This window comes from Compostibacillus humi (assembly GCF_014637175.1).
GTDB lineage: Bacteria > Bacillota > Bacilli > Bacillales > Amphibacillaceae > Oceanobacillus > Oceanobacillus humi.
In genome coordinates this window covers 23,899-43,769 of the sequence record NZ_BMEV01000022.1, presented here as the reverse complement: position 1 = coordinate 43,769, position 19,871 = coordinate 23,899, and the positions used below count along the sequence as shown (strand labels likewise).

24 protein-coding genes are annotated in these 19,871 nt (G+C 40.2%); 17 read left to right on the top strand and 7 right to left on the bottom strand.

What is annotated here, in order from left to right; translation table 11 throughout:
- Positions 1-84: 84 nt before the first annotated feature.
- Positions 85-1,170, bottom strand: coding sequence for a YkvI family membrane protein (locus tag IEV18_RS07590; protein ID WP_188391789.1), 1,086 nt, complete (start codon positions 1,168-1,170; stop codon positions 85-87).
- A 230-nt stretch (positions 1,171-1,400) separates the two neighbouring features.
- On the opposite strand from IEV18_RS07590, the gene IEV18_RS07585 reads away from it, so the two are divergent.
- The 13 genes from IEV18_RS07585 (at position 1,401) to IEV18_RS07525 (ending at position 12,795) form a co-directional block, all read left to right on the top strand.
- A complete protein-coding gene (locus IEV18_RS07585) occupies positions 1,401-2,657 on the top strand; it encodes a PucR family transcriptional regulator (RefSeq protein ID WP_188391784.1) in 1,257 nt (418 codons plus the stop codon).
- A gap of 111 nt (positions 2,658-2,768) precedes the next feature.
- Positions 2,769-3,884 carry an alanine dehydrogenase gene (gene ald, locus IEV18_RS07580; RefSeq protein WP_188391783.1) on the top strand — a complete coding sequence of 372 codons (1,116 nt, stop codon included), beginning with the start codon at positions 2,769-2,771 and terminating at the stop codon, positions 3,882-3,884.
- A gap of 93 nt (positions 3,885-3,977) precedes the next feature.
- A complete protein-coding gene (alr, locus tag IEV18_RS07575; RefSeq protein ID WP_188391782.1) occupies positions 3,978-5,177 on the top strand; it encodes an alanine racemase in 1,200 nt (399 codons plus the stop codon).
- A gap of 219 nt (positions 5,178-5,396) precedes the next feature.
- Complete coding sequence (gene safA, locus IEV18_RS07570) at positions 5,397-6,005, top strand: SafA/ExsA family spore coat assembly protein (protein WP_188391781.1); 609 nt, start codon at positions 5,397-5,399, stop codon at positions 6,003-6,005.
- A gap of 142 nt (positions 6,006-6,147) precedes the next feature.
- Positions 6,148-6,642: a YbaK/EbsC family protein gene (locus IEV18_RS07565; RefSeq protein WP_188391780.1), complete on the top strand. Its 495-nt coding sequence runs from the start codon at positions 6,148-6,150 to the stop codon at positions 6,640-6,642.
- Between the two features lie 256 nt (positions 6,643-6,898).
- On the top strand, positions 6,899-7,798 hold the full coding sequence (locus tag IEV18_RS07560) for a hydroxymethylglutaryl-CoA lyase (protein ID WP_188391779.1): 900 nt from the start codon (positions 6,899-6,901) through the stop codon (positions 7,796-7,798).
- A gap of 127 nt (positions 7,799-7,925) precedes the next feature.
- A complete protein-coding gene (locus tag IEV18_RS07555) occupies positions 7,926-8,486 on the top strand; it encodes a helix-turn-helix domain-containing protein (RefSeq protein WP_188391788.1) in 561 nt (186 codons plus the stop codon).
- A gap of 141 nt (positions 8,487-8,627) precedes the next feature.
- Positions 8,628-9,011: a hypothetical protein gene (locus IEV18_RS07550; protein ID WP_188391778.1), complete on the top strand. Its 384-nt coding sequence runs from the start codon at positions 8,628-8,630 to the stop codon at positions 9,009-9,011.
- 205 nt (positions 9,012-9,216) lie between these two features.
- Positions 9,217-9,360, top strand: a complete 144-nt coding sequence (locus IEV18_RS07545; protein ID WP_188391777.1) for a hypothetical protein — start codon at positions 9,217-9,219, stop codon at positions 9,358-9,360.
- 13 nt (positions 9,361-9,373) lie between these two features.
- A complete protein-coding gene (locus IEV18_RS07540; RefSeq protein ID WP_188391776.1) occupies positions 9,374-9,841 on the top strand; it encodes a cytochrome c oxidase subunit II in 468 nt (155 codons plus the stop codon).
- A 17-nt stretch (positions 9,842-9,858) separates the two neighbouring features.
- A complete protein-coding gene (locus IEV18_RS07535) occupies positions 9,859-11,535 on the top strand; it encodes a cbb3-type cytochrome c oxidase subunit I (protein WP_188391775.1) in 1,677 nt (558 codons plus the stop codon).
- Positions 11,536-11,608: 73 nt separating this feature from the next.
- On the top strand, positions 11,609-12,247 hold the full coding sequence (locus IEV18_RS07530; protein WP_188391774.1) for an SCO family protein: 639 nt from the start codon (positions 11,609-11,611) through the stop codon (positions 12,245-12,247).
- Positions 12,244-12,795, top strand: coding sequence for a hypothetical protein (locus IEV18_RS07525; RefSeq protein WP_188391773.1), 552 nt, complete (start codon positions 12,244-12,246; stop codon positions 12,793-12,795). The genes IEV18_RS07530 and IEV18_RS07525 overlap by 4 nt, the downstream gene beginning before the upstream one ends.
- Positions 12,796-12,943: 148 nt before the next feature.
- Here the strand turns inward: IEV18_RS07525 and IEV18_RS07520 are convergent, their stop codons facing one another.
- From IEV18_RS07520 to IEV18_RS07495, 6 genes are all read right to left on the bottom strand, one after another.
- On the bottom strand, positions 12,944-14,152 hold the full coding sequence (locus tag IEV18_RS07520) for a hypothetical protein (RefSeq protein ID WP_188391772.1): 1,209 nt from the start codon (positions 14,150-14,152) through the stop codon (positions 12,944-12,946).
- Positions 14,153-14,292: 140 nt separating this feature from the next.
- On the bottom strand, positions 14,293-14,592 hold the full coding sequence (locus IEV18_RS07515; RefSeq protein ID WP_188391771.1) for a metal-sulfur cluster assembly factor: 300 nt from the start codon (positions 14,590-14,592) through the stop codon (positions 14,293-14,295).
- A gap of 26 nt (positions 14,593-14,618) precedes the next feature.
- Entirely contained in the window at positions 14,619-15,863 is a 1,245-nt protein-coding gene (locus IEV18_RS07510; RefSeq protein WP_229733586.1) for a hypothetical protein, read from the bottom strand.
- A 4-nt stretch (positions 15,864-15,867) separates the two neighbouring features.
- Entirely contained in the window at positions 15,868-16,086 is a 219-nt protein-coding gene (locus IEV18_RS07505; protein WP_188391769.1) for a DUF2249 domain-containing protein, read from the bottom strand.
- Entirely contained in the window at positions 16,073-16,330 is a 258-nt protein-coding gene (locus IEV18_RS07500; RefSeq protein ID WP_188391768.1) for a DUF2249 domain-containing protein, read from the bottom strand. Before IEV18_RS07500 ends, IEV18_RS07505 begins: the two co-directional genes overlap by 14 nt.
- Before the next feature lie 183 nt (positions 16,331-16,513).
- Positions 16,514-17,206, bottom strand: coding sequence for a Crp/Fnr family transcriptional regulator (locus IEV18_RS07495; RefSeq protein ID WP_188391767.1), 693 nt, complete (start codon positions 17,204-17,206; stop codon positions 16,514-16,516).
- Positions 17,207-17,380: 174 nt separating this feature from the next.
- On the opposite strand from IEV18_RS07495, the gene IEV18_RS07490 reads away from it, so the two are divergent.
- From IEV18_RS07490 to IEV18_RS07475, 4 genes are all read left to right on the top strand, one after another.
- On the top strand, positions 17,381-17,620 hold the full coding sequence (locus IEV18_RS07490) for a DUF2249 domain-containing protein (RefSeq protein ID WP_188391766.1): 240 nt from the start codon (positions 17,381-17,383) through the stop codon (positions 17,618-17,620).
- 183 nt (positions 17,621-17,803) lie between these two features.
- Positions 17,804-18,934 carry a TIGR04053 family radical SAM/SPASM domain-containing protein gene (locus IEV18_RS07485; protein ID WP_188391765.1) on the top strand — a complete coding sequence of 377 codons (1,131 nt, stop codon included), beginning with the start codon at positions 17,804-17,806 and terminating at the stop codon, positions 18,932-18,934.
- A gap of 195 nt (positions 18,935-19,129) precedes the next feature.
- The gene (locus IEV18_RS07480; RefSeq protein WP_188391764.1) at positions 19,130-19,549 is read left to right on the top strand and encodes a hemerythrin domain-containing protein; all 420 of its coding nucleotides are present in this window, start codon (positions 19,130-19,132) and stop codon (positions 19,547-19,549) included.
- A 13-nt stretch (positions 19,550-19,562) separates the two neighbouring features.
- Positions 19,563-19,862 carry a hypothetical protein gene (locus IEV18_RS07475; RefSeq protein ID WP_188391763.1) on the top strand — a complete coding sequence of 100 codons (300 nt, stop codon included), beginning with the start codon at positions 19,563-19,565 and terminating at the stop codon, positions 19,860-19,862.
- Positions 19,863-19,871: the final 9 nt, after the last annotated feature.

Sequence of the window (19,871 nt, the reverse complement as noted above, 5' to 3'; positions counted from 1 at the left end):
GCTAGATATGAAATTTTGCGTCATACATAATCTGGAACCGCCGTATACGGAACCGTACGTACGGTGGTGTGAGAGGGACGGAGGTTAGTCACCTCCCCCTATCTCAATTTCAGATTTAAAGTTTGACAATTTTTTCATTCTAAATGGAGTGATAATCAATACAGCAATTAATACTAGGCCAAGGTAGCCGATAAATGGATACAGGTAGGCAACGAGGTCGGTAAATCCGATAAAGCTTAGTACAAAGGAAATGGCCATTGTAACCGTTAGAATAATGTTGAATTTTTTTGTTCCCGTCTCAACAAATCGGGCGACGAAGCCATAGAACATGGCAATGCCTGTATTAAAGATCATTCCGAAGATAACAATTGACATGATAAAACCTAATATTGGCGACATTTCGTTTACGATTCCGAGCAGCGGCATGTCCAAATCTCCAACATGTTCGATTTTGGAAAAAATAGCAAGGTGACTTAGGATGATTAATATTCCGATACCGAGTCCACCGGCAAAACCACCCCATGCTGCAGTTTTTGTGTTTTTCTCCGCACCGCCCATAACGATTGCCATCGAAGCTCCTACCGCAAGATTAAAAGATGCATAGTTAATGCCAGAAATAAACCAGTTCGGGAGTGTCGTCGGTGTTTCTTTTGCAAGCGCATTCAAGTCAGCATAGCTTCCATCCATTGTCAAAATACTATAAACGGAAATAATAATAACGAAAAGAATAAGAAAAGGTGTCACTCCAGCGATTGCACTAACAACCTTATTTGTCCCAAAAAATCCGACAAATAAAATGAGCAATGTCATAATTAACGTACCGGCAAAATACGGAAAACCAAATTGCTGATTGAGGTTTGAACCAGCACCGGCAAGCATAACGACGCCGATACCAATCAAGGTAAGAATGAGAATGAGGTCAATAATCGATCCGACAAGTCGTCCGCTGATTCTATAAATGACCGGTTTATGGGAAGTTGTTTGGGTACGGCTGCCAAGCCAGACGAGAATCATGCCGGAATAGGCAAATAATGCTGCAGAGATGATGCCTGCAAATATTCCCATCGTCCCAAAACTAGTAAAGTATTGAAGTATTTCCTGACCGGAAGCGAAGCCTGCCCCAACGATAATTCCAATAAAAGCGCTTCCAATTTTTAAAATTTCTTTTATTTGATGCATATGAAAAAATCCCCCTCTGTTTATTCCTAAGTAGGTACTACTTAGGGTTTCATTATAGCAAAAAAAAAATGCAAATGGGTTGTGCAAAAGTAAAAAAAGCAGCATTCTAATTTGTTTAAACGAACAACTAATGATATTTGTCGCTAATTAACTATAGAAGAAGGGATGCGGGGAATTGTGGTAAAATAAGTAGTAGAGACAGGAATCGGAGGGATTTCGTTTTGAGTTATTCAGCTAAAAGAAACAAGCTCCTTGCTGCGAACAAAAAGGATGCCTTTCATACAGCAGATGAATTAGCGGACTACATCGCCGAAATTTTAGAATGTCCCATCACTATTGAAGACTCCAACCATCATTTAATTTCTTACAGCAAACATACCGATAAAATTGATGAAGCACGGATTTCTACCATTATCCAGCGGAAAGTACCTGACAAAGTAATCAACGGGTTATGGAAAAGCGGCGTGATGACGAAATTGTTCGAAGGTGACGATCCGGTTGTCATTCCTGCCATTCCTACCGTCGGCTTAGGCAATCGGGTTGCCGTTTCTGTGCGGAAAAACAATGAAATTCTTGGATTTATTTGGGCCCATACGAATGAAAAAACATTACTTGATGACGAATTGCTTTTGTTAAAGGAAGCGGCGAAACAAGTGAAAAACTATATTGTGCAAAATAATTTGCGCAAGCAAAATTCAGCGGCAGGGTATAAAGATTTCTTTTGGCAACTCATGCTGGGGAATATTAACGATGAACAGAAAATCCTGCAACTTGCTAAACGGTATGACATGGATTTAAAAGGACGCATGGCGGTTGCCATTATCCAGTTTAATAGTGCGGTTTCGAAAACGGTGGAAAAACATGCCAACTATTTGGCAGAGACCCTCTATCATGTTCAGGTGGTTTGCCGTTTGTTTGATGACCAGCAATTGCTCCTTCTCGTTCGTATGAAAAAGGACACGGATACAACAAAAAAATTAAATAATTATATTCAATCATTTATCGAAGAAATAGGCAACCGTTTGGAAATTGACGATATAATTGGCGGAAGCGGCTTAATTTATCAGTCGCCCCTTGACATTCGCCATAGTTATAAACAAGCCGAGAAAGTGCTGCTAATGAAACAGAAATTCCCGGCGGAATTGAGGAATGTTTATACGTATCAAAATCTTGGAATCCACCAGTTTCTTGATGACTTGTATAGGTTAAGAAAAAATGAGAACTATAAAAATGAAATTATAGAGAAGTTAAAAGCTTATGATATGAAGCATCGAACCGAATTGCTTTCTTCATTAAAAGTGTATTTAGAGGCAGACAGTAATGTTTATCAGGCAGCAAAAGAGATTCATGTACATCCTAATACAATGAATTACCGGCTGAAGCGTATTAGTGAGATAGGAGGGATAGATTTAAAAGACCCGAACCAGAAAATTACTGTATATCTTGATTTGCTCTTAGACAACCTAATAAGCAAGTGATTGTGTAAATACACAACTTACTTGCTTGATTTTCATGTTTTTCTATAAGGAAATTTTAGTAAAAAAGATTTACGATTAGATTGTAATTAAATAAAAGGGGGAAATTCACTAATGATTATTGGTGTTCCAAAGGAAATAAAAAATAACGAAAACCGTGTTGCAATGACACCAGCAGGGGTTGTGAATTTAGTTAATGCAGGACAAACTGTCCTTATTGAATCTGGTGCTGGTTTAGGAAGCAGTTTTACTGATGAAGAGTATCGGAATGCTGGAGCGGAAATTATTGAAAGCGCTTCAGAGGTATGGGAAAAAGCTGACATGATCATGAAAGTAAAAGAGCCTCTTGAGTCAGAATATAAATATTTCCGTAAAGGGCTAGTACTCTTTACTTACCTTCATTTGGCAGCGGAACCAGCATTAACGAAAGCACTTGTAGAAAATGAAGTAACTGCCATCGCTTATGAAACAATTACTGTAAACGGCAAATTGCCATTGCTTACACCGATGAGTGAAGTTGCGGGACGTATGGCTGCACAAATCGGTGCTCAATACCTGGAAAAATCAAAAGGCGGAAAAGGAATTCTTCTTGGCGGTATCCCTGGAGTAAAACGAGGTAAAGTGACAATTATTGGCGGAGGAGTTGTTGGGGAAAACGCTGCAAGAATTGCTGTTGGGCTTGGCGCCGATGTAACAATTATCGACTTGAATCCAGACCGTCTCCGTCAATTGGAAGAAATTTTCGGTAAAGATGTACAAACATTAATGTCGAACTCCTTTAACATTGCTGAATCTGTAAAAGACTCTGATCTTGTTGTCGGATCGGTATTAATTCCTGGAAGAAGAGCGCCAAAACTTGTATCTGAAGAAATGGTAAAATCGATGCAGCCAGGATCTGTCATCGTTGACGTAGCCATTGACCAAGGCGGTAACTTTGAAACGATCAATGAGCCAACTTCCCACGACGATCCGATTTTCGTAAAACATGACGTATTGCACTACGCTGTTCCAAATATCCCAGGTGCAGTGCCGCGTACTGCAACAATCGGCTTAACAAACGTAACTGTACCATATGCAATCCAAATTGCTCAAAAAGGAGCAGAACAGGCAATTAGAGACAGTCAGCCAATTTTAACCGGGGTAAACGTAATGGCTGGTAAAGTGACTTACCGTGCTGTTGCAGAGGACCTAGGCTACGAATACGTGCCAGTTGAAGATATAATTAAATAATCTTTGACATACGGAAAAAATACCCTTCATCTTCTGCTGAAGAAGGGTATTTTTTCATCAGCATAGAATATTACTATCATAGGGGGGAACAAAATGAAGTACGGAAGCTATCGTCCTGCCTGGGCGGAAATTTCCCTTGATGCGATCAAAGGAAATGTAAAGGCTTTTAAAAAGCATATCGCAGAGGAAACAAAATTAATGGCAGTAGTGAAAGCCGACGGATATGGCCACGGTGCAGTGGAAGTAGCTGAAGCAGCCATTGAGGCAGGAGCAGATTATCTAGCCGTTGCCCTATTAGATGAAGCGTTAATATTGCGCAAGGCGGGAATCGATTTTCCGTTATTAGTTCTCGGCTACACACCGGCTGAGTCGGTAAAAGAGGCTATTGTTGAGAACATTACGCTAACCGTATTTACGGAAGAAGTTGCAGAAAAAATTCAGCAAATTGCCGATGAAATGAAAAAACTAGTCCGTATTCATATTAAAATCGATAGCGGTATGCACCGGATTGGCATCCGCGACAAATTGGAAGTATATGACCTTATTCAGAAAATAAAAAGCGATTATGTTTATATAGAAGGAATCTATACCCATTTTGCCGATGCGGACAATACCGATTCCGCTTATACGAAGAAACAGTTTCAAAATTATATGGAAGTCATCGATTACTTGCAGGAAAAACATATCGATATTCCGATAAAGCACTGCTGCAACAGTGCGGCAACCATCCAGTATCCGGAAATGCATCTCGATATGGTTCGTGTCGGTGTCAGCTTATACGGTTTATACCCGGAAGAGCACTTGAAAAATATGATCTCCTTAACACAGGCGATGAGCTTTAAAACAAAGCCTGTCTTCGTGAAAACGGTAAAAGCGGAAGAGCCGATCAGTTACGGATGCACCTATACACCGAAGAAGGATTCATTAATTGCAACGATTCCAATTGGTTATGCGGATGGTTTTTCCCGTTCTTTGTCCAATAAAGGATATGTAACGGTAAAAGGAGTAAACGTTCCAATCGTCGGCCGTATTTGTATGGACCAGTCCATGATAGACGTAAGCGAAGTAGGAAATGTCTCCCGCGATGATGTTGTTACGATTTTTGGTGATCCGAATGAAGGCTATATTTCCATGGGAGATGTGGCAAAAATCATGAATACGATTCATTATGAAACAGCTTGTCTGATCGGAAAACGCGTTCCGAGGGTCTATATTAAAAATGGACAAATCATAAAGGAACAAAGCCTTTTAACCAATATAATAAACGCTGAAAATATAACAACGGAAGCATAAATTTCGGATGGAATAAATTGGAATTCCCTTTTCATGAATTCATTATTACGAGCAATTTACGAATATTACACGGCTGACCATGCAAGAAATGGACGGTATTTTCTTGCATGGTCTTTTTTGTCATCTTTTTGCAAAAATCCTTCCAAATTTTGAGCAATGAATCCTCTCATTCTACGTTGTATCATTTGGATATACCAAAAAGGAAGGATGATAGAAAACATGATGAAAAAATTAGGCAAAGTTTTCGTTACCGTTGCTCTTAGTGCAACATTACTATTTCCGGTTGCTGCTTTTGCGGCAAGTTCATATACTGTTACATACGGGGACAGCTTATGGAAAATTGCTGTTAAAACCCAAACAGGTGTAAAAGAGTTAATTAATGCAAATCCACAACTTAAAAATCCAAATCTAATCTATCCAGGCCAAAAGATCAATGTTCCAGCGAAACAAAATTCCCAAGTGGAACAAGAAGTTATTAAACTAGTAAACCAGGAGCGTGCTAAAGCTGGTCTATCTCCATTAAAATATGATTGGGAGCTTGCTAGAGTGGCAAAACATAAATCCCAAGATATGCATGACCGCAATTATTTTGATCACAATAGCCCGACTTACGGTTCTCCATTTTCGATGATGAAAAGCTATGGCATTAAATATAAAGCTGCAGGGGAAAATATTGCCAAAGGCCAACGTTCTGCACAGCAAGTTGTAAATGCTTGGATGAACAGTCCCGGCCACCGCGCAAATATTTTAAATAAAGACTTTACTCATATTGGAGTTGGGTATGTAAAAGACGGACACTATTGGACACAAATGTTTATCAAAAAGTAAATTCACGACTTGAGAGGTATTTCCGGATTTCAGGAAATACCTTTTTTAAAAAAGTAAAATGAATCAATATTTGAAAAATTGTTGGGAATAAAGTATGATTTATACCAATACAGTAAAAGATTCGGAATGGAGGCAGAAATATATGTCAATTGAATCGGTGAAAGAACATTTCCGGAACTGGGGCCGGGAAGGAGATATTATGGAATTTTCTACTTCGAGCGCAACAGTTCAGGAAGCGGCAGATACGATTGGAGTAATTCCTGCACGAATTGCGAAAACTTTATCTTTCCGCGGGGAAGGGGAAGACCCGATTCTTGTCGTAGCTGCTGGAGATGCGAAAATTGATAATAAAAAATTTCGCCATACATTTGGTTTCAAAGCGCGGATGCTTTCCCCTGAGGAAGTATTAGAACAGACTGGCCATGTCATTGGCGGAGTCTGTCCATTCGGATTAAAGAAGAAATTAGATGTATTTCTTGACGTGTCTTTAAAGCGATTTCACACGGTTTTTCCAGCGTGCGGCAGCACGAATTCGGCCATTGAATTAACAAATGAAGAACTGGAGCAGTATTCCTCTGCAAAAGATTGGGTAGATGTTTGTAAAGGCTGGCAAGAAGAAGTACAACAAGCGCAATAATTGGTTTTGAAACATACTGAATCGGCATCGCCGATGCACAGTATGTTTTTTTGTGCAAAAAACACGTTGATATTTTTGAAAATTTATTATAAACTAAATTCAACAAAGTTGAATACAAATTAACATGGTTGAATATAATGTGATATAGTTGAATATAGTAATGATTCCAGAACGAGTGCAGCAGGAAAAACATATAACTGTATAAAGTTCGTCGATGAGTATATGGGTGCCGATTAATTTTAAGGGAGGGATATGGATGGGAAAACTGCCAAATTTCGTTCAAATTAAAGAGGTTGGCCCGCGGGACGGTTTGCAAAACGAGAAAACACCTTTGTCAACGGAAGACAAAATTAAATGGATCAATATGTTGTCGGAAACGGGAGTTACAGAAATTGAATACTCCTCCTTCGTCAATCCGAAATGGATCCCGCAGCTTGCTGATGCGAAGGAAGTCGGGAAAGGGATAAAAAGAAATCCGAACGTCACCTACTCAGCTCTAGTTCCCAATCAAAAAGGGCTGGAATTTGCGCTGGAGGCAGGAATTGACGGGGCAAGCGTCTTTATGTCAGCCAGCGAAACCCATAACCGGAAGAATATTAATAAATCCATCGATGATACTTTTCCTGTTTTAAAAGAAGTGATTGAAAATGCCAAAAAAGCTGGGAAACATGTTACCGGTTATATATCCACAGTATTTGACTGTCCATATGAAGGAAAAATTTCGCCAAATCAAGTTATCCCTATTTGCGAAAAATTGTTTGAATACGGAGTAGATGATATTTCTTTAGGGGATACAATCGGTTCTGCCGTCCCTTCCCAAGTGGAAAAATTGCTGCATCACCTGCTGCCGCGTTTTCCGAAAGAAAAAATCATCATGCATTTTCATGATACGAGGGGAATGGCCATCACAAATATATTTACATCATTACAATACGGCATAACCCGTTTCGACAGTTCCATTGGCGGTCTGGGCGGATGTCCTTATGCGCCTGGAGCTGCAGGAAACGTAGCTACGAATGATGTACTTTACTTATTGCATGGTTTAGGAATTGAAACGGGGATTGACGAAAGGAAGATACTTGAAGCTTCCGTATTGATCCAGAACAAATTAGGAAGAGTGCTTCCAAGCCGGTCTTTGCTTGCGAATGCAAATTAAATAATCCTGTAATGTGCACGAAGGCTTTTCTTCGTGTATTTTTATTTCCCTCGGCTTTTCTTGACGAAACATTTGCCGCTATTCTATGATTAAAGCATAGATAGGGCTAGGAAAGGAATGAGTTTCGATAGATCTGAATAAAATTGGACAAAAAATAAAACAAGTTCGATTGCGGCAGAAAAAAACGCAACAGCAAATCGCCGATGAGTGCGGTATTTCCAAAAGTTTGCTTTCAAAAATCGAGAATGGCCAGACGGCATCCGCCATTGCAACTTTATCGAAAATCAGCGAAGCGCTAGGTGTTTCTCTTTCTTGGATTTTAGACGACAAAACCGAAGAAGACCTTGTCCTGCAAAAACGTTCGAATCGGAAGGCGAGAGTTGGAGATGCTCATATGGGTTACTCCTATGAGCTGTTGGCAAACCGCAGCCATTATAGCGGTATAGAACCTACCATTGTACATGTAACGCCGAAAAAGCTTAACTTGCGAAAGGAAGCATATACCCATTCCCAAGATGAATTCATCTATATTTTAGAAGGGTCCATCTATTTGCTCTACGATAACGAAAACTATTATATGGAAAAGGGTGACAGTGCGTACTTTAAAGGTTCGAAACCGCATTTATTCGTCCCTGTCGGGGATGAAGAAGCTCAAGTTTTAACCTGTTTTATTGACCGGAATGATTAATTACATATCGTTGTCCATCCTGTAATAGCATCACAGGATGGACCTTTTTATGTTTTGGCAGAAAAACTATTTAGAATAATCCCATTTATGGTAGTATAATAAATAATTCCTTTTTAGCTTTCGTTTCCAGGAGGTGGAACCGTGAAATTTATCGCATTCGATATTGTCGAAACGGAAATACATACGGAAGAGGACTGGCTAATAATCCTCATAGATAGAGCGGTGAAAAAGGTCGTATACGTTACGACATCCAGTTTCCATCCAATAGCTCAAGTGGAAAGAGAAAGAACGCAGGGGAAAATAGAGAGAACACTTTTAGAAAAAGACTCGCTGCAATTATGCGCATTTCCGCTGCCGGAAGGGGTAAACGCGCAAGTTGCAAAAAAGCTTTTTCTTAAAGAGTTGGATGCAGAGGGAATGGATGATAGAAAGAACATGGATGATGTAAGCCTTAATGCCGCAACATGGGACAAGCATGTCCAGTGCGTGAAAGCAATTACCGGCCAAGTAAAGCGAATAATATAAAAGAACAGCCAATCTTTTCCAAAGCGGAAAAGATTGGTTTTTTTATTCTTTTTCTGTGATACAGAGAAAAATTACCGTGTCAATAATTTGTCACGATTTCACAGAAATGTGACGAAAATCACTATTTGGTGTGATGTATTTCACTTATCTGCCTCCTTTTTGAAATTAGAATGGAGGTGAGGATATCAATAAGGGGGGTAATGACGTGGAAACAAACAAAAATATTACGACTCATTCTGAACATGAAGAATCTTACAAGGGAGCATTATTTTCAACGCTCGTATTTGTCGGTGGAACGATTGTACTTTTTATCATCATACTTCTTGCTTTATTTATAGCAAGAATATAGGAGGGATTTAATTATGAAAATACATCGCGCGGAAGAAATTTGGCTAATCATTGGTGTAGCAATCATTGTTTTATCTATGGTTATTACAGGTTATCAAGCTTTTGCCCAAGGTTTTGCTCCGCCAAGCGGAATGGAACCAATTGATCCGCAAAAAGTGGATGAAACCGAACCTTTTGATAACCCGGGAGTATTTGAGGTCGGAGAGAATGAATATGAAGTTGTTATGACATTGCAAGCGTTCAGCTTTACCCCAAATGAAATTGAAATACCTGCTGGAGCAACAGTACATTTCACGATGACATCGAAAGACGTCATTCACGGTATTCAAATTCCTGGCACGAACATGAATGCGATGGTCATGCCTGGCCATGTACAAAAAATTACCGAGACGTTTGACGAACCTGGTGAATACTTGGTTATCTGTAACGAATATTGCGGAACCGGACACCAGCTAATGTCAACAACGATTACTGTGAAATAAAGGAGGGGGAATAGAGAATGGAATTAGCTGTAGAAAAAACATCTATTCAAGATAAGGTTCAAAAAGCATTAGGTGTCAATCCCCAAGATGCGAAGCTTTCATTAACCTTTTTAGTCATATCATTTGTTGCCGTATTCATCGGAGGATTTTTAGGACTGTTTCAAGGTTTAAACCGTGCAGGACTGCTCGAACTGCCGGCATGGTTTGACTATTATCAAACCCTTACGATGCATGGTATTTTATTTGTTCTCGTATTTACGACTACTTTCGTCGTAGCATACTTTTATGCAGGACTTTCCCATACTTTTGGAGGATTGCTGCCGATTGTCCGTAAACTTGGATGGACTGCCTTGTTCTCCATGGTGATTGGTGTCGTTATGGTAGCTTCCATGGTTATTGCCGGAGAAGCAACGGTTATGTATACGTTCTATCCACCAATGCAAGCATCTCCATGGTTTTACATTGGTTTAGTATTTTTAGTATTGGGAATCTGGATCGCAGCTGCAGGTGTTTTCATTCAAGTAGGAAATTGGAAAAAACAAAATAAGGGTCAGCGGATTCCGATTTTCTCATACTTTGCAACTGGCGTATTTGTTATGTTAACTTTTTCAAGCATTCTCGTTGCAGTTGAAGTATTTGCTCTAATTTTCTGGGCTTTTGGCATTAAAGAAACGATTAACGTTATCGTCAGCCGGACATTGTTCTGGGGCTTCGGCCATACGCTCGTTAACATTTGGTACTTGTCTGCAGCTTCTGCATGGTATGTTGCCATTCCAAAAATTATTGACGGATATCGTTTCAGTGATTCGCTGACAAGATTAGTTGTTTTCTTGCTCGTTATCTTAAATATCCCTGGCGGATTCCACCACCAAATCATTGACCCGGGAATTACGGAAGGATGGAAATTTGTTCACGTCTTTATGAGTCTTTCCATCGGGTTCCCGTCGATGATGACTGCCTTTGCCATGTTTGCTGTATTTGAAAAAACCGGCCGCAAGAAAGGCGGAAAAGGACTGCTTGGCTGGTTTAAGAAATTGCCTTGGGGAGACGTTCGCTTCCTTGCACCGTTTATCGGGATGGTTGCCTTCATTCCAGGGGGAGCTGGCGGTATCGCCCAAACAAATAACCAGCTGAACCAAGTTGTGCATAACTCTTTATGGGTTGTCGGTCACTTCCACTTAACCGTTGGGGTTACCGTAGCTTTAACATTCTTCGGGGTTGCTTACTGGCTCATTCCGTATTTAAGCAAACGTCAATTGACGCCGCAAATGAACAAATTAGGTATTGCCCAAACAATTTTCTGGACATTAGGTATGATCTTTATGTCTGGAGCAATGCACGCTGTCGGGCTTTTAGGTTCTCCGCGCAGAACTTCTTACTCTACCTATGGGGATCATGCAACGGCTCTAGGCTGGGAACCATATTTAATCTTCTTGGCCATCGGCGGTACGTTCCTCATTATCGGTGTCGTATTGATGGTATATATTGCGTTTAACTTGATGTTCTTAGCTCCAAAAGGAGTTACTGAATTCGCAATCGGGGAACAGGATCCAAATGATGCCCCATCCCCAATGTGGCTTGAACGCTGGGGACTATGCATTATCCTATTAATTGCGATCGTTGCTATGGGTTACGCAATGCCGTTAATGGAAATGATCAACGTTCCAGGCTCACCGCCAATCCGAACTTGGTAATTGAAAAAGAGATAGTCTATAGTTGTGATGGACTATCTCTTTCCTTTATACGTAAATAAGGACGTGATCAGCGTTGAAGAGAATCAGCAATAATTTGTTGTCCATAATCATCATACTCGTCTTCGGTTTCTTAATCTTTTTTGTAAGTACCGATGGCTTTCAAGCTTTTACTGCAGAAACGGCCCGGACGAAGGAATTAATTGAAGAAAAGCCCCAATTTCCTAATGTAACATTGGAGGACAGCAAAGAACGGGAATATTCTTTTTCTGAGTTCTCCGGGAAATATGTCTTTGTCACTTTTATTTATACTGCTTGTACTGATGTTTGTCCTGAATTGGAATTAAATATGGCTCAAGTATATGAACGAATTCCAGAGCAATATATCGGGGAGGATATTGTATTCTTAAGCATCAGTTTTGACCCGGAAAGGGATACACCGGAAACATTGGAAAAATACCGTTCTTATTTTAACAGTGACGGGGAAACGTGGCGGATGGCAAGAATACCGGATGAATCGGAGCTGAAAAATTTGCTGGATGAGTTTGGCGTCGTCGTTATACCGGATGATTCAGGAAATTTCACCCACAATTCGGCATTTTATTTAGTCGACCCGCAAGGCACGCTGGTCGAAGTGATGGATTACAAAAAAATTGAAGAAGCTGCAAATAAAGTAACAGCCATTTTAGAGAAGAAGGCGGGGGAGAAGGAATGAAGCAAGCAATCTATGGTTTCGTCATCTATATTTTCATGATGCTTCCCCCGGTTATTGTAATTTCTGAATCAAACATGGTTATCCACATGCATATGCAAATGCCTTTGCTCATTGTCATCGGCATGTTGTTTACTCCTTTATTAAAACAGAAATTCCCTCGATTTTTTGAAAAGTGGAATGCAAACGGCATCCCTGGCATTATTCTTTTTCTCATTATTTTAAGTTATTGGATGATCCCGAGAATGATGGATGAAGCAATTGCTTCCCCTTTTGTAGAAGCGTGGAAGTTTATTAGTCTTCCTTTTCTTGCCGGGGTTCCGCTGAGAGAAAGCTGGAGAAAATTAACCCCCTTCGTTAAAAAAATCGTATACGTTTTTATTGCTGTACTGTTTGGCTTGATGGCCTGGCTCTATATCGCAGCCCCTGTCCAGCTGTGCAATAATTACCTTATTTCCCAGCAAAAAGCACTAGGATGGACCTTTCTGTTCATGGGGCTTTGTCTGTTTATCTATTTCATTCAAACATTGTTTATCGAGGATTATGAATAAGAAGGATTCGCAAGTCACCTGCGAATCCTTCTTGTTTTTTTGCCGCATAATACCGTAATTAACTAAAAATGGAAAAAACAGCATGTCCAACAAAAACCCCCATTAGACTGTTTTCAAATCTAACTGGGGCATTTTTACGTTCTCTTTATCAATGGCTGCTCTTATGCATAACCGAACTCCATATAATGAAAATACCTAATGCGAGCAAGATACTTGCAATTAGCAGTCCGGAAATATGGAAAGGCAATGTTCGAATGCCGATCCATTGGAGAAAAGCATCGGCAAATAATAATAACTCATTCATGATCAAGCCGATGAAGAAGATGGCAAAGCCATTTCTGCTCTTCTGATGAATAGGAAGCAGTTTTGCCAGTGCAAATTGGGTCAAAATAAAGATGCTGATAAATCCGAGCAGCGTTAAATGAAGATACCCGATAACGACACTTCTCGTATCATAAACTAATTCGGCAAGTACAGGGGATATTAGCCCCAGCTCAGATGTGCTCTTTAAAAATAATAGCAGGAAAGTAATTTTCAAACCGAAAGCTTCCAGTTTGGAAAAATATTTCTTGTAGCCGTGAAAAGCGAATAAGATAAAAAGAACGCCAATCCATTGCCCAATACTACCAGCTGCCGCCAATACATTTGCAAAACTAGTTAACCCTTCCACCCAGAGAACAGACAGTAAATAGCCTGGAAATAGAGAAAAAAAGTATAGCCAAAATCCAAGCTTTAAATACCTTTGTTTAAACTGTATTTTTTGAGAGGAAAGAATCGTTATTAACAAACCGATTAAAAACAACGTGAGCCAGCCGTTATATTGGAAGTGCAAATAGAAATAAATGGACATATCATACAATGCGCCATCCTTCCAGCCGTTGGCAGAAATAATAGCCAAGGAATATGGTCCGAAGGATGAAATGATGAGTGCAAGGAGTGCTCCTTTATAATATAAGGAAGAAAGCTTTGGAAGATGGCGGTTCCTTTTAATATATCGGTAAATAAAAATGACAGCCCAATATTCGGCAAAAATATGCAAAGTGGAAAAAAGTATGGAAATAAAGCCATAGCCTTGTCCTAAAAATGCAAAAAACATGCACAATGATACGACGAAAAGTGTGAAGCAAATGATCATCGCCTGTCTTCTCTTTGCTATCCGTTCCCACTCGAGTTTGAGAAAAATGACGAATACGCCTAAAAATGCCCATCCAAGAAGAGCAATGTGGGAGTGGGCATGCAATATATGATCATAGGGAATAAAGAAATTGGGAAAATAAGGAAAGGCCCGCATCAACACCCCAGACAAAGCTGTAATTAGAAAAAAGAGCAAGGAAATATGTACATAAGTTTTTTTCATGTTTGTTCCTCCTAGATTCTCTACCACTATTTTATCAATAAAGATAAAGGGAAATAGGGCAAAAATGGGAATTTTCCTTGACGAAATTGTAGCGGTGTTGATGGGGTTTCAGAGATTTGAAAAAAAGGAGACAGGGGGAGCTATCCCCACAGCATCTCCTTCGCACGATCACTCATTTTCGATGGATTCCATGCCGGTTCCCATACTAAGTCGACATGGATATCTTGCACTCCTTCCACTTGAGATACCCGATGCTCCACTCCGGCAGCAATACTGTCGTGCATCGGGCATCCAGGGGTAGTCAGCGTCATCGTAATCGTAATATTCCCTTCATCATCTGCGCCTACGCCGTAGACGAGTCCTAAATCGACAATGTTTATACCCAGTTCCGGGTCAATAACATCGTATAAAGCTTCTTGCACTTTTTCTACGATATCCATCGGCACCAACTCCTTTTTCGCTGAGACTATTGAACAAGGACTTTTATGATTGACATCCCATAGACGAGGGAAGTGAAGGCAAGGATTCCAAGAAAAATAAATAACAATTTGCCGCTTGCAACACTAAAACTGATAATGATTCCTATAATGGCAACGGAAAAAAGAATGAATAAATAGATGCTTAATTTTTCATTCATCATTTCCTTTAATGTCGGCACTTTTTCCTTACCGATCCGATCTGCATACTTATGGGTCCACCATAAGAAGGGCACGATCTTGTAAAGGTAGCCGATGATGCTAAAAATAATCCAAATCATAATATAGAGGAAAATGAGCCAGCTCCATATATCGCGATGATGGACGGCAAAGAGACTGAATCCAAGTGCAATCGTATGAATAAGAAATCCGCTGCCAATGGCAATAAGAGAGAAAATGAAAGGCTTATCCAGCTTTTTCTTCACTCTTTTTTGCAAGATTTCTTTTATATCCAGGACAAACAGGCCAAAACCGGCCCATAGTAGCATCCAGCCTAATATATCAAGGAAGGATACCGGAAGCCAAAAAGAGGCGACTAAAAAACTTAAGCCAGCTATATAAATAATGAGTGACGGTTTTGCCCGCTTCATCGAAAAGCCGTGGGATAAGCTGAACATCGGCACTAATTTATACGAGAAGCCAAAAATTAAAAGCGTAAACCATCCGGCTACCCCGAATGTCATATGGGTGTATAGAATTGCTTCGTGATTTGGAATTCCGCCAAAAGCAAAATTCCAAACGAGAAGAAATCCTGCCAGAATCGCCAGCAATAGGAAGGAAAGGCTTGCGATGACGAAGTAATACATCATCGATTTTTTCTCTACCTTTTTCATCGTCCTTTCCATTTGCAGGAGAAACATGAACACTCCAATTACGGTCAATATGCCTCCATAAACAGCAAAGTTCGGCTTTATTCCTAACATGGCGCTAAGGAATAGAATTCCGAATGCGGTCATAAAAAATTGGACAAAGCCAAATTTCTCGTTCCATATTTGCACTAAAAAGGCAACAGGAACTAGCTGGTACATAGCTCCCATTGCAACCATTAACGCAAAGCCGAGCAAAAGGAAGTGGGCGCTCATCCATATTTCCGGAATCCGGAATTGCCCGGAAAGCAGCGAACTGCTGCTGAAAAATAATATAAATTGGGAAAGAATCAGTGCAATTAAGCCATAAACGATAAAACTGAGGGGCAATGTAATATTCGTGTCCGTTTTCATGTCTGCCCGGGGCATCATTTTAATCACCAGTCTTTGTAATAGTTATTTTAAAGCTGCCGTCCTCCTGAGGTTCTGTTTCGTGCAAATACCCTCTTTCGTCCAGTTCCTCATAAAGGAACATCGGCCGCCGGTCATTAATAATCGCCAGTTTTTCCCCTTTTTTCATCTTGTCCAAATTTTTTAACGTGCGCATCATTGGTGCAGGCGGTTCTAATCCGCGGTTATCAAGAATTTTCATCTCCGGAATCCTCCTTCTTCGTATAGATTACTTTCCAATGTTTCTTTTCAATTTTTTCTGCCTTATGCTCAAACCCTCTGCGACCTAATACTTTATGTAAAGGAAGCGGATTAAAGGGAGCATGTAAAACAAAAGCCTGACCCTCTTTTAATGATTTTACTGTCGCCATAATCTTGTCGAAAGGTTCCTTTTTCAGATGCAAATCTTCCCTCACGTCCAGTTCCACGTAGTCTTTGTTTTCCATGATATTCACCTCGGTTTCTGTTTTATGCCGTGGATATCGACGGCTATTCTAACCCTAAGAGAGGTTGTTACTTATATGATAATCATTTTCAATTAGCTATGAAGTGATATAAATCACATGCAGCGAACAAATAAAAAAGGCTCCAATTTCAGATGGGAGCCTATGTTTCAATTATTTGTTTTACTAAAATAATTCCTCTTTGAGAAGGGGAATGTCCAGTATTAAATGCCCGTCTTCCGCTGTTTGAATAAAGCCTTTCTTTTTCAGCTGGGTTAACGTTCTGCTTACTGTTTCCCGGCTGGAGCCGATCATATTGGCCATATCCTTATTTGTGAATTGGGTAGATAATTTCACTTCATCATTGCTAAGGCGGATTCCGTGATTTTTCGCCAAACGGATTAATAATAAAATAATCTGTTCGTACGTATTGTGGAGAATTTTTTCTTCCAGCCGTTTCTGCAAATCGACAAGTTTATCTCCCAGCACCCGAAAGATTTTAATACAAACTTCCGGATTAGAAATTAAAAATTCCTCGAATTCATTGATAGGTATATAGATTAGCACGGTATCTTCCATTACCTCGGCGTGGGCAGGGTAATTGTCGTTGCGGAAAAACCCTTGATGGGGAAACATTTCACCGCGGCTGAGAATGTTGACGATTTGCTCCTTTCCCTGCAAATCCGTCCGGTATATTTTTACTTTCCCATGATGGATAAAATAAACATTTGTTAACGGATCTCCTTGCATAAAAATATGAGTGCCTTGACGATAAGTTCGGTTTTTGGCGATACGGAGCACAGGCTCCATTTCAAATTCTGTTAAATTTTGAAACAACGGAAATCGCTGTAATAATTCCTTCACTGTATCTGGATACATTGAGCCTACCTCTTTCTCAATATATTTTAGCCATTTGCCTTCTGAAACGGATTTTTTTAATAAGGGCTTAGTGCGTAAAATCATAGCGAAAATGTGACAGGCATCACATCAAAGCGGTTTTTGCTAGTATAAGATAAACATATAAAGAAACAACAACTAGGAGGTTAATTGGCAATGAGTGAAAAACAAATTGCAGTAAGATTACACGCACCAGATATTGAACCGAGAATTCGTCACCCTAAAATATTTGAAGCCTTTGACGGCTTGGCATCTGGTGAATATTTGGAGTTAACGAATGACCACGACCCGAAACCGTTGCAATATCAATTCATGATGGAAAGAGAAGGCACTTTTACCTGGGAATATTTAGAAAATGGTCCCGACTTGTGGAGAGTAGTAATAGGCAAAAAGTAAATCGATTATAAATAAATCCTTGGAAGTTTTTCAAGGATTTATTTATTTTATCCATCCTGTACAAACTTTCGTCACATTAATTACTATTATATACCGTTTTCGTCACAAACAATGTGAAATAAATCACTGCTAAATCAGTTTTAAAAATGGTATGTTGAATAAAAATGAGCTGGAGGGAAAATTATGTTCAACCGGGATTATAACGAAAACCCCTTTATTGTTATATGGGAGCTTACTCGTGCGTGCCAGCTGCATTGTCTTCACTGCCGCGCGGAAGCTCAGCATCATCGCCATCCGCTGGAATTGACCTTTGAAGAAGGAAAAAATTTAATTGACCAAATTTATGATATGGATAATCCAATGCTCGTCTTTACCGGCGGGGATCCGCTAGAGCGACCTGATGTATTTGATATCGCCGAATACGCGATTAAAAAGGGAGTCCGAGTATCCATGACGCCATCGGCAACTCCGAATGTTACTAAAGAAGCGATGCAAAAGGCAAAAGATATTGGGCTTGCCCGCTGGGCGTTCAGTTTGGACGGTCACTGCAAAGAAGTGCACGACCATTTTCGCGGAACGGAAGGCTCCTTCGATTTGACGATGAAGGCCATCGAATATTTGCATGAATTGGACATGCCGCTGCAAATCAATACGGTAATTTCCCGATATAATTATGATTACTTAGAGGAAATGGCGGAAATGGTGGAAAAATTAGGCGTCGTCTTATGGAGTGTTTTCTTCCTAGTACCGACGGGACGGGGTAAAGAGTCAGATATGATCAGCCCTGCAGAACATGAAAAAGTTTTCCGCTGGCTATATCAATTGTCAAAACGGCTACCTTTCGACATTAAAACAACTGCCGGACAACATTATCGCCGTGTCGTCATCCAGCAAAAAATGCGGGAAAAAAGAGGCTTAAGCGATAAAGAGCATATTTACTATGAAGATGCAATCAATCAAGGCAAAACAGGAGCGATTGACGGGCTTGGCCGGGCTCCAAAAGGAGTTAATGACGGAAATGGATTCGTCTTTATTTCCCATACCGGCGACGTATATCCGAGCGGACTATTGCCATTAAAAGCTGGCAATGTAAGACAAACTCCGCTTGCGACCATTTATCGGGAATCAGAAATATTTAAAAACCTCCGGAACCCGGACAAATATAAAGGAAAATGCGGCGTGTGCGAATTCCGGCATGTTTGCGGCGGCTCCAGATCCCGGGCTTATAACGTTACCGGCGATTATATGGAAAGCGAGCCATATTGTGTTTATATTCCGAAAGCTTGGCGCGAGCAAGGAAAAGTTAAAGCATAATTTAATTGCACCTCGATGGACAGAGCAATCTGCCCAACGGGGTGCTTTTTTTATTGTTGAAAAGCAAAGTTGCGGCTCTCCATCCAAATTTTCTTTCTCTGGAAAAGGAGTATAAAAAAGGAAATTAATTCACATAATTGAAGATGTATATTTTTGTTGGCTTCTTGCGGCAAAAATCAGAAGGGAGGTAAGGATATGTCAGGACCTGGATTAAAAAATGCCTTCAGTCATGCTGCCATACATGAAGCTGCATTGAATGAAGCAATCGAGTTAAATGAATTGCTGCTTCAATTATGGAAAAAAGGAGATTTGGAAAAAGGAAAAGAAGTTGCCTACATTGCCGTCGAACATTGGGAGTCACGGACATTGAAGCATGCGGATGCAGAAGAGAGCGGTTTATATAAAGAATTAGCAGAAGAGTTTCCTCAATTAAAATCTGAAATTATTGCTCTTACAAGGGACCATGATACGATGCGTTTTTTGGTGAAAGAATTAAAAGAATTGCTGGCAAAGGATGGGTTTAATGAAGAAGTAATGGCACGCTTCCATGCATTGGTCCATGTAGATATGTTTCATAATCAGGAAGAAGAACGAATCCTTCAAGGACATGAATAAAGGAGGGATTGACATGAACCGGCCAGCTCCACTACAGTCGCTGTCTCCGAACCTTTATCGGCTGATTACCATGAAACTGGAGGACGAATATCATATCCATCCTTACGACATTCAAATTTTTGGAACAGAGAATGAGGATGGAATTCATGTCACTGTTAGCTACGGCAGCCAGTTTTCCCATCAGGCGGATCAGTTTTTTACTCATCAGGAACTCGATGATGGGAATTCGAAAATCGATTCTTTCATCGAAAAAACAGGTATACAGTGCCGGGAAGTAATGATTGATGATTACTTTAAGAAGATGACGCCTTAAGAGGAGGAG

What these genes read in the sequence shown, in the direction of transcription:
- IEV18_RS07535 (WP_188391775.1), top strand. Translation starts at nt 9,859, where the DNA reads ATGGAATTAGCTGTAGAAAAAACATCTATTCAAGATAAGGTTCAAAAA.
- IEV18_RS07515 (WP_188391771.1), bottom strand. Translation starts at nt 14,592, where the DNA reads ATGGATATCGTAGAAAAAGTGCAAGAAGCTTTATACGATGTTATTGAC.
- ald (WP_188391783.1), top strand. Translation starts at nt 2,769, where the DNA reads ATGATTATTGGTGTTCCAAAGGAAATAAAAAATAACGAAAACCGTGTT.
- IEV18_RS07540 (WP_188391776.1), top strand. Translation starts at nt 9,374, where the DNA reads ATGAAAATACATCGCGCGGAAGAAATTTGGCTAATCATTGGTGTAGCA.
- alr (WP_188391782.1), top strand. Translation starts at nt 3,978, where the DNA reads ATGAAGTACGGAAGCTATCGTCCTGCCTGGGCGGAAATTTCCCTTGAT.
- IEV18_RS07525 (WP_188391773.1), top strand. Translation starts at nt 12,244, where the DNA reads ATGAAGCAAGCAATCTATGGTTTCGTCATCTATATTTTCATGATGCTT.
- IEV18_RS07475 (WP_188391763.1), top strand. Translation starts at nt 19,563, where the DNA reads ATGAACCGGCCAGCTCCACTACAGTCGCTGTCTCCGAACCTTTATCGG.
- IEV18_RS07500 (WP_188391768.1), bottom strand. Translation starts at nt 16,330, where the DNA reads ATGGAAAACAAAGACTACGTGGAACTGGACGTGAGGGAAGATTTGCAT.
- IEV18_RS07565 (WP_188391780.1), top strand. Translation starts at nt 6,148, where the DNA reads ATGTCAATTGAATCGGTGAAAGAACATTTCCGGAACTGGGGCCGGGAA.
- IEV18_RS07490 (WP_188391766.1), top strand. Translation starts at nt 17,381, where the DNA reads ATGAGTGAAAAACAAATTGCAGTAAGATTACACGCACCAGATATTGAA.
- IEV18_RS07560 (WP_188391779.1), top strand. Translation starts at nt 6,899, where the DNA reads ATGGGAAAACTGCCAAATTTCGTTCAAATTAAAGAGGTTGGCCCGCGG.
- IEV18_RS07485 (WP_188391765.1), top strand. Translation starts at nt 17,804, where the DNA reads ATGTTCAACCGGGATTATAACGAAAACCCCTTTATTGTTATATGGGAG.
- IEV18_RS07495 (WP_188391767.1), bottom strand. Translation starts at nt 17,206, where the DNA reads ATGTATCCAGATACAGTGAAGGAATTATTACAGCGATTTCCGTTGTTT.
- IEV18_RS07510 (WP_229733586.1), bottom strand. Translation starts at nt 15,863, where the DNA reads ATGCCCCGGGCAGACATGAAAACGGACACGAATATTACATTGCCCCTC.
- safA (WP_188391781.1), top strand. Translation starts at nt 5,397, where the DNA reads ATGATGAAAAAATTAGGCAAAGTTTTCGTTACCGTTGCTCTTAGTGCA.
- IEV18_RS07505 (WP_188391769.1), bottom strand. Translation starts at nt 16,086, where the DNA reads ATGAAAATTCTTGATAACCGCGGATTAGAACCGCCTGCACCAATGATG.
- IEV18_RS07520 (WP_188391772.1), bottom strand. Translation starts at nt 14,152, where the DNA reads ATGAAAAAAACTTATGTACATATTTCCTTGCTCTTTTTTCTAATTACA.
- IEV18_RS07480 (WP_188391764.1), top strand. Translation starts at nt 19,130, where the DNA reads ATGTCAGGACCTGGATTAAAAAATGCCTTCAGTCATGCTGCCATACAT.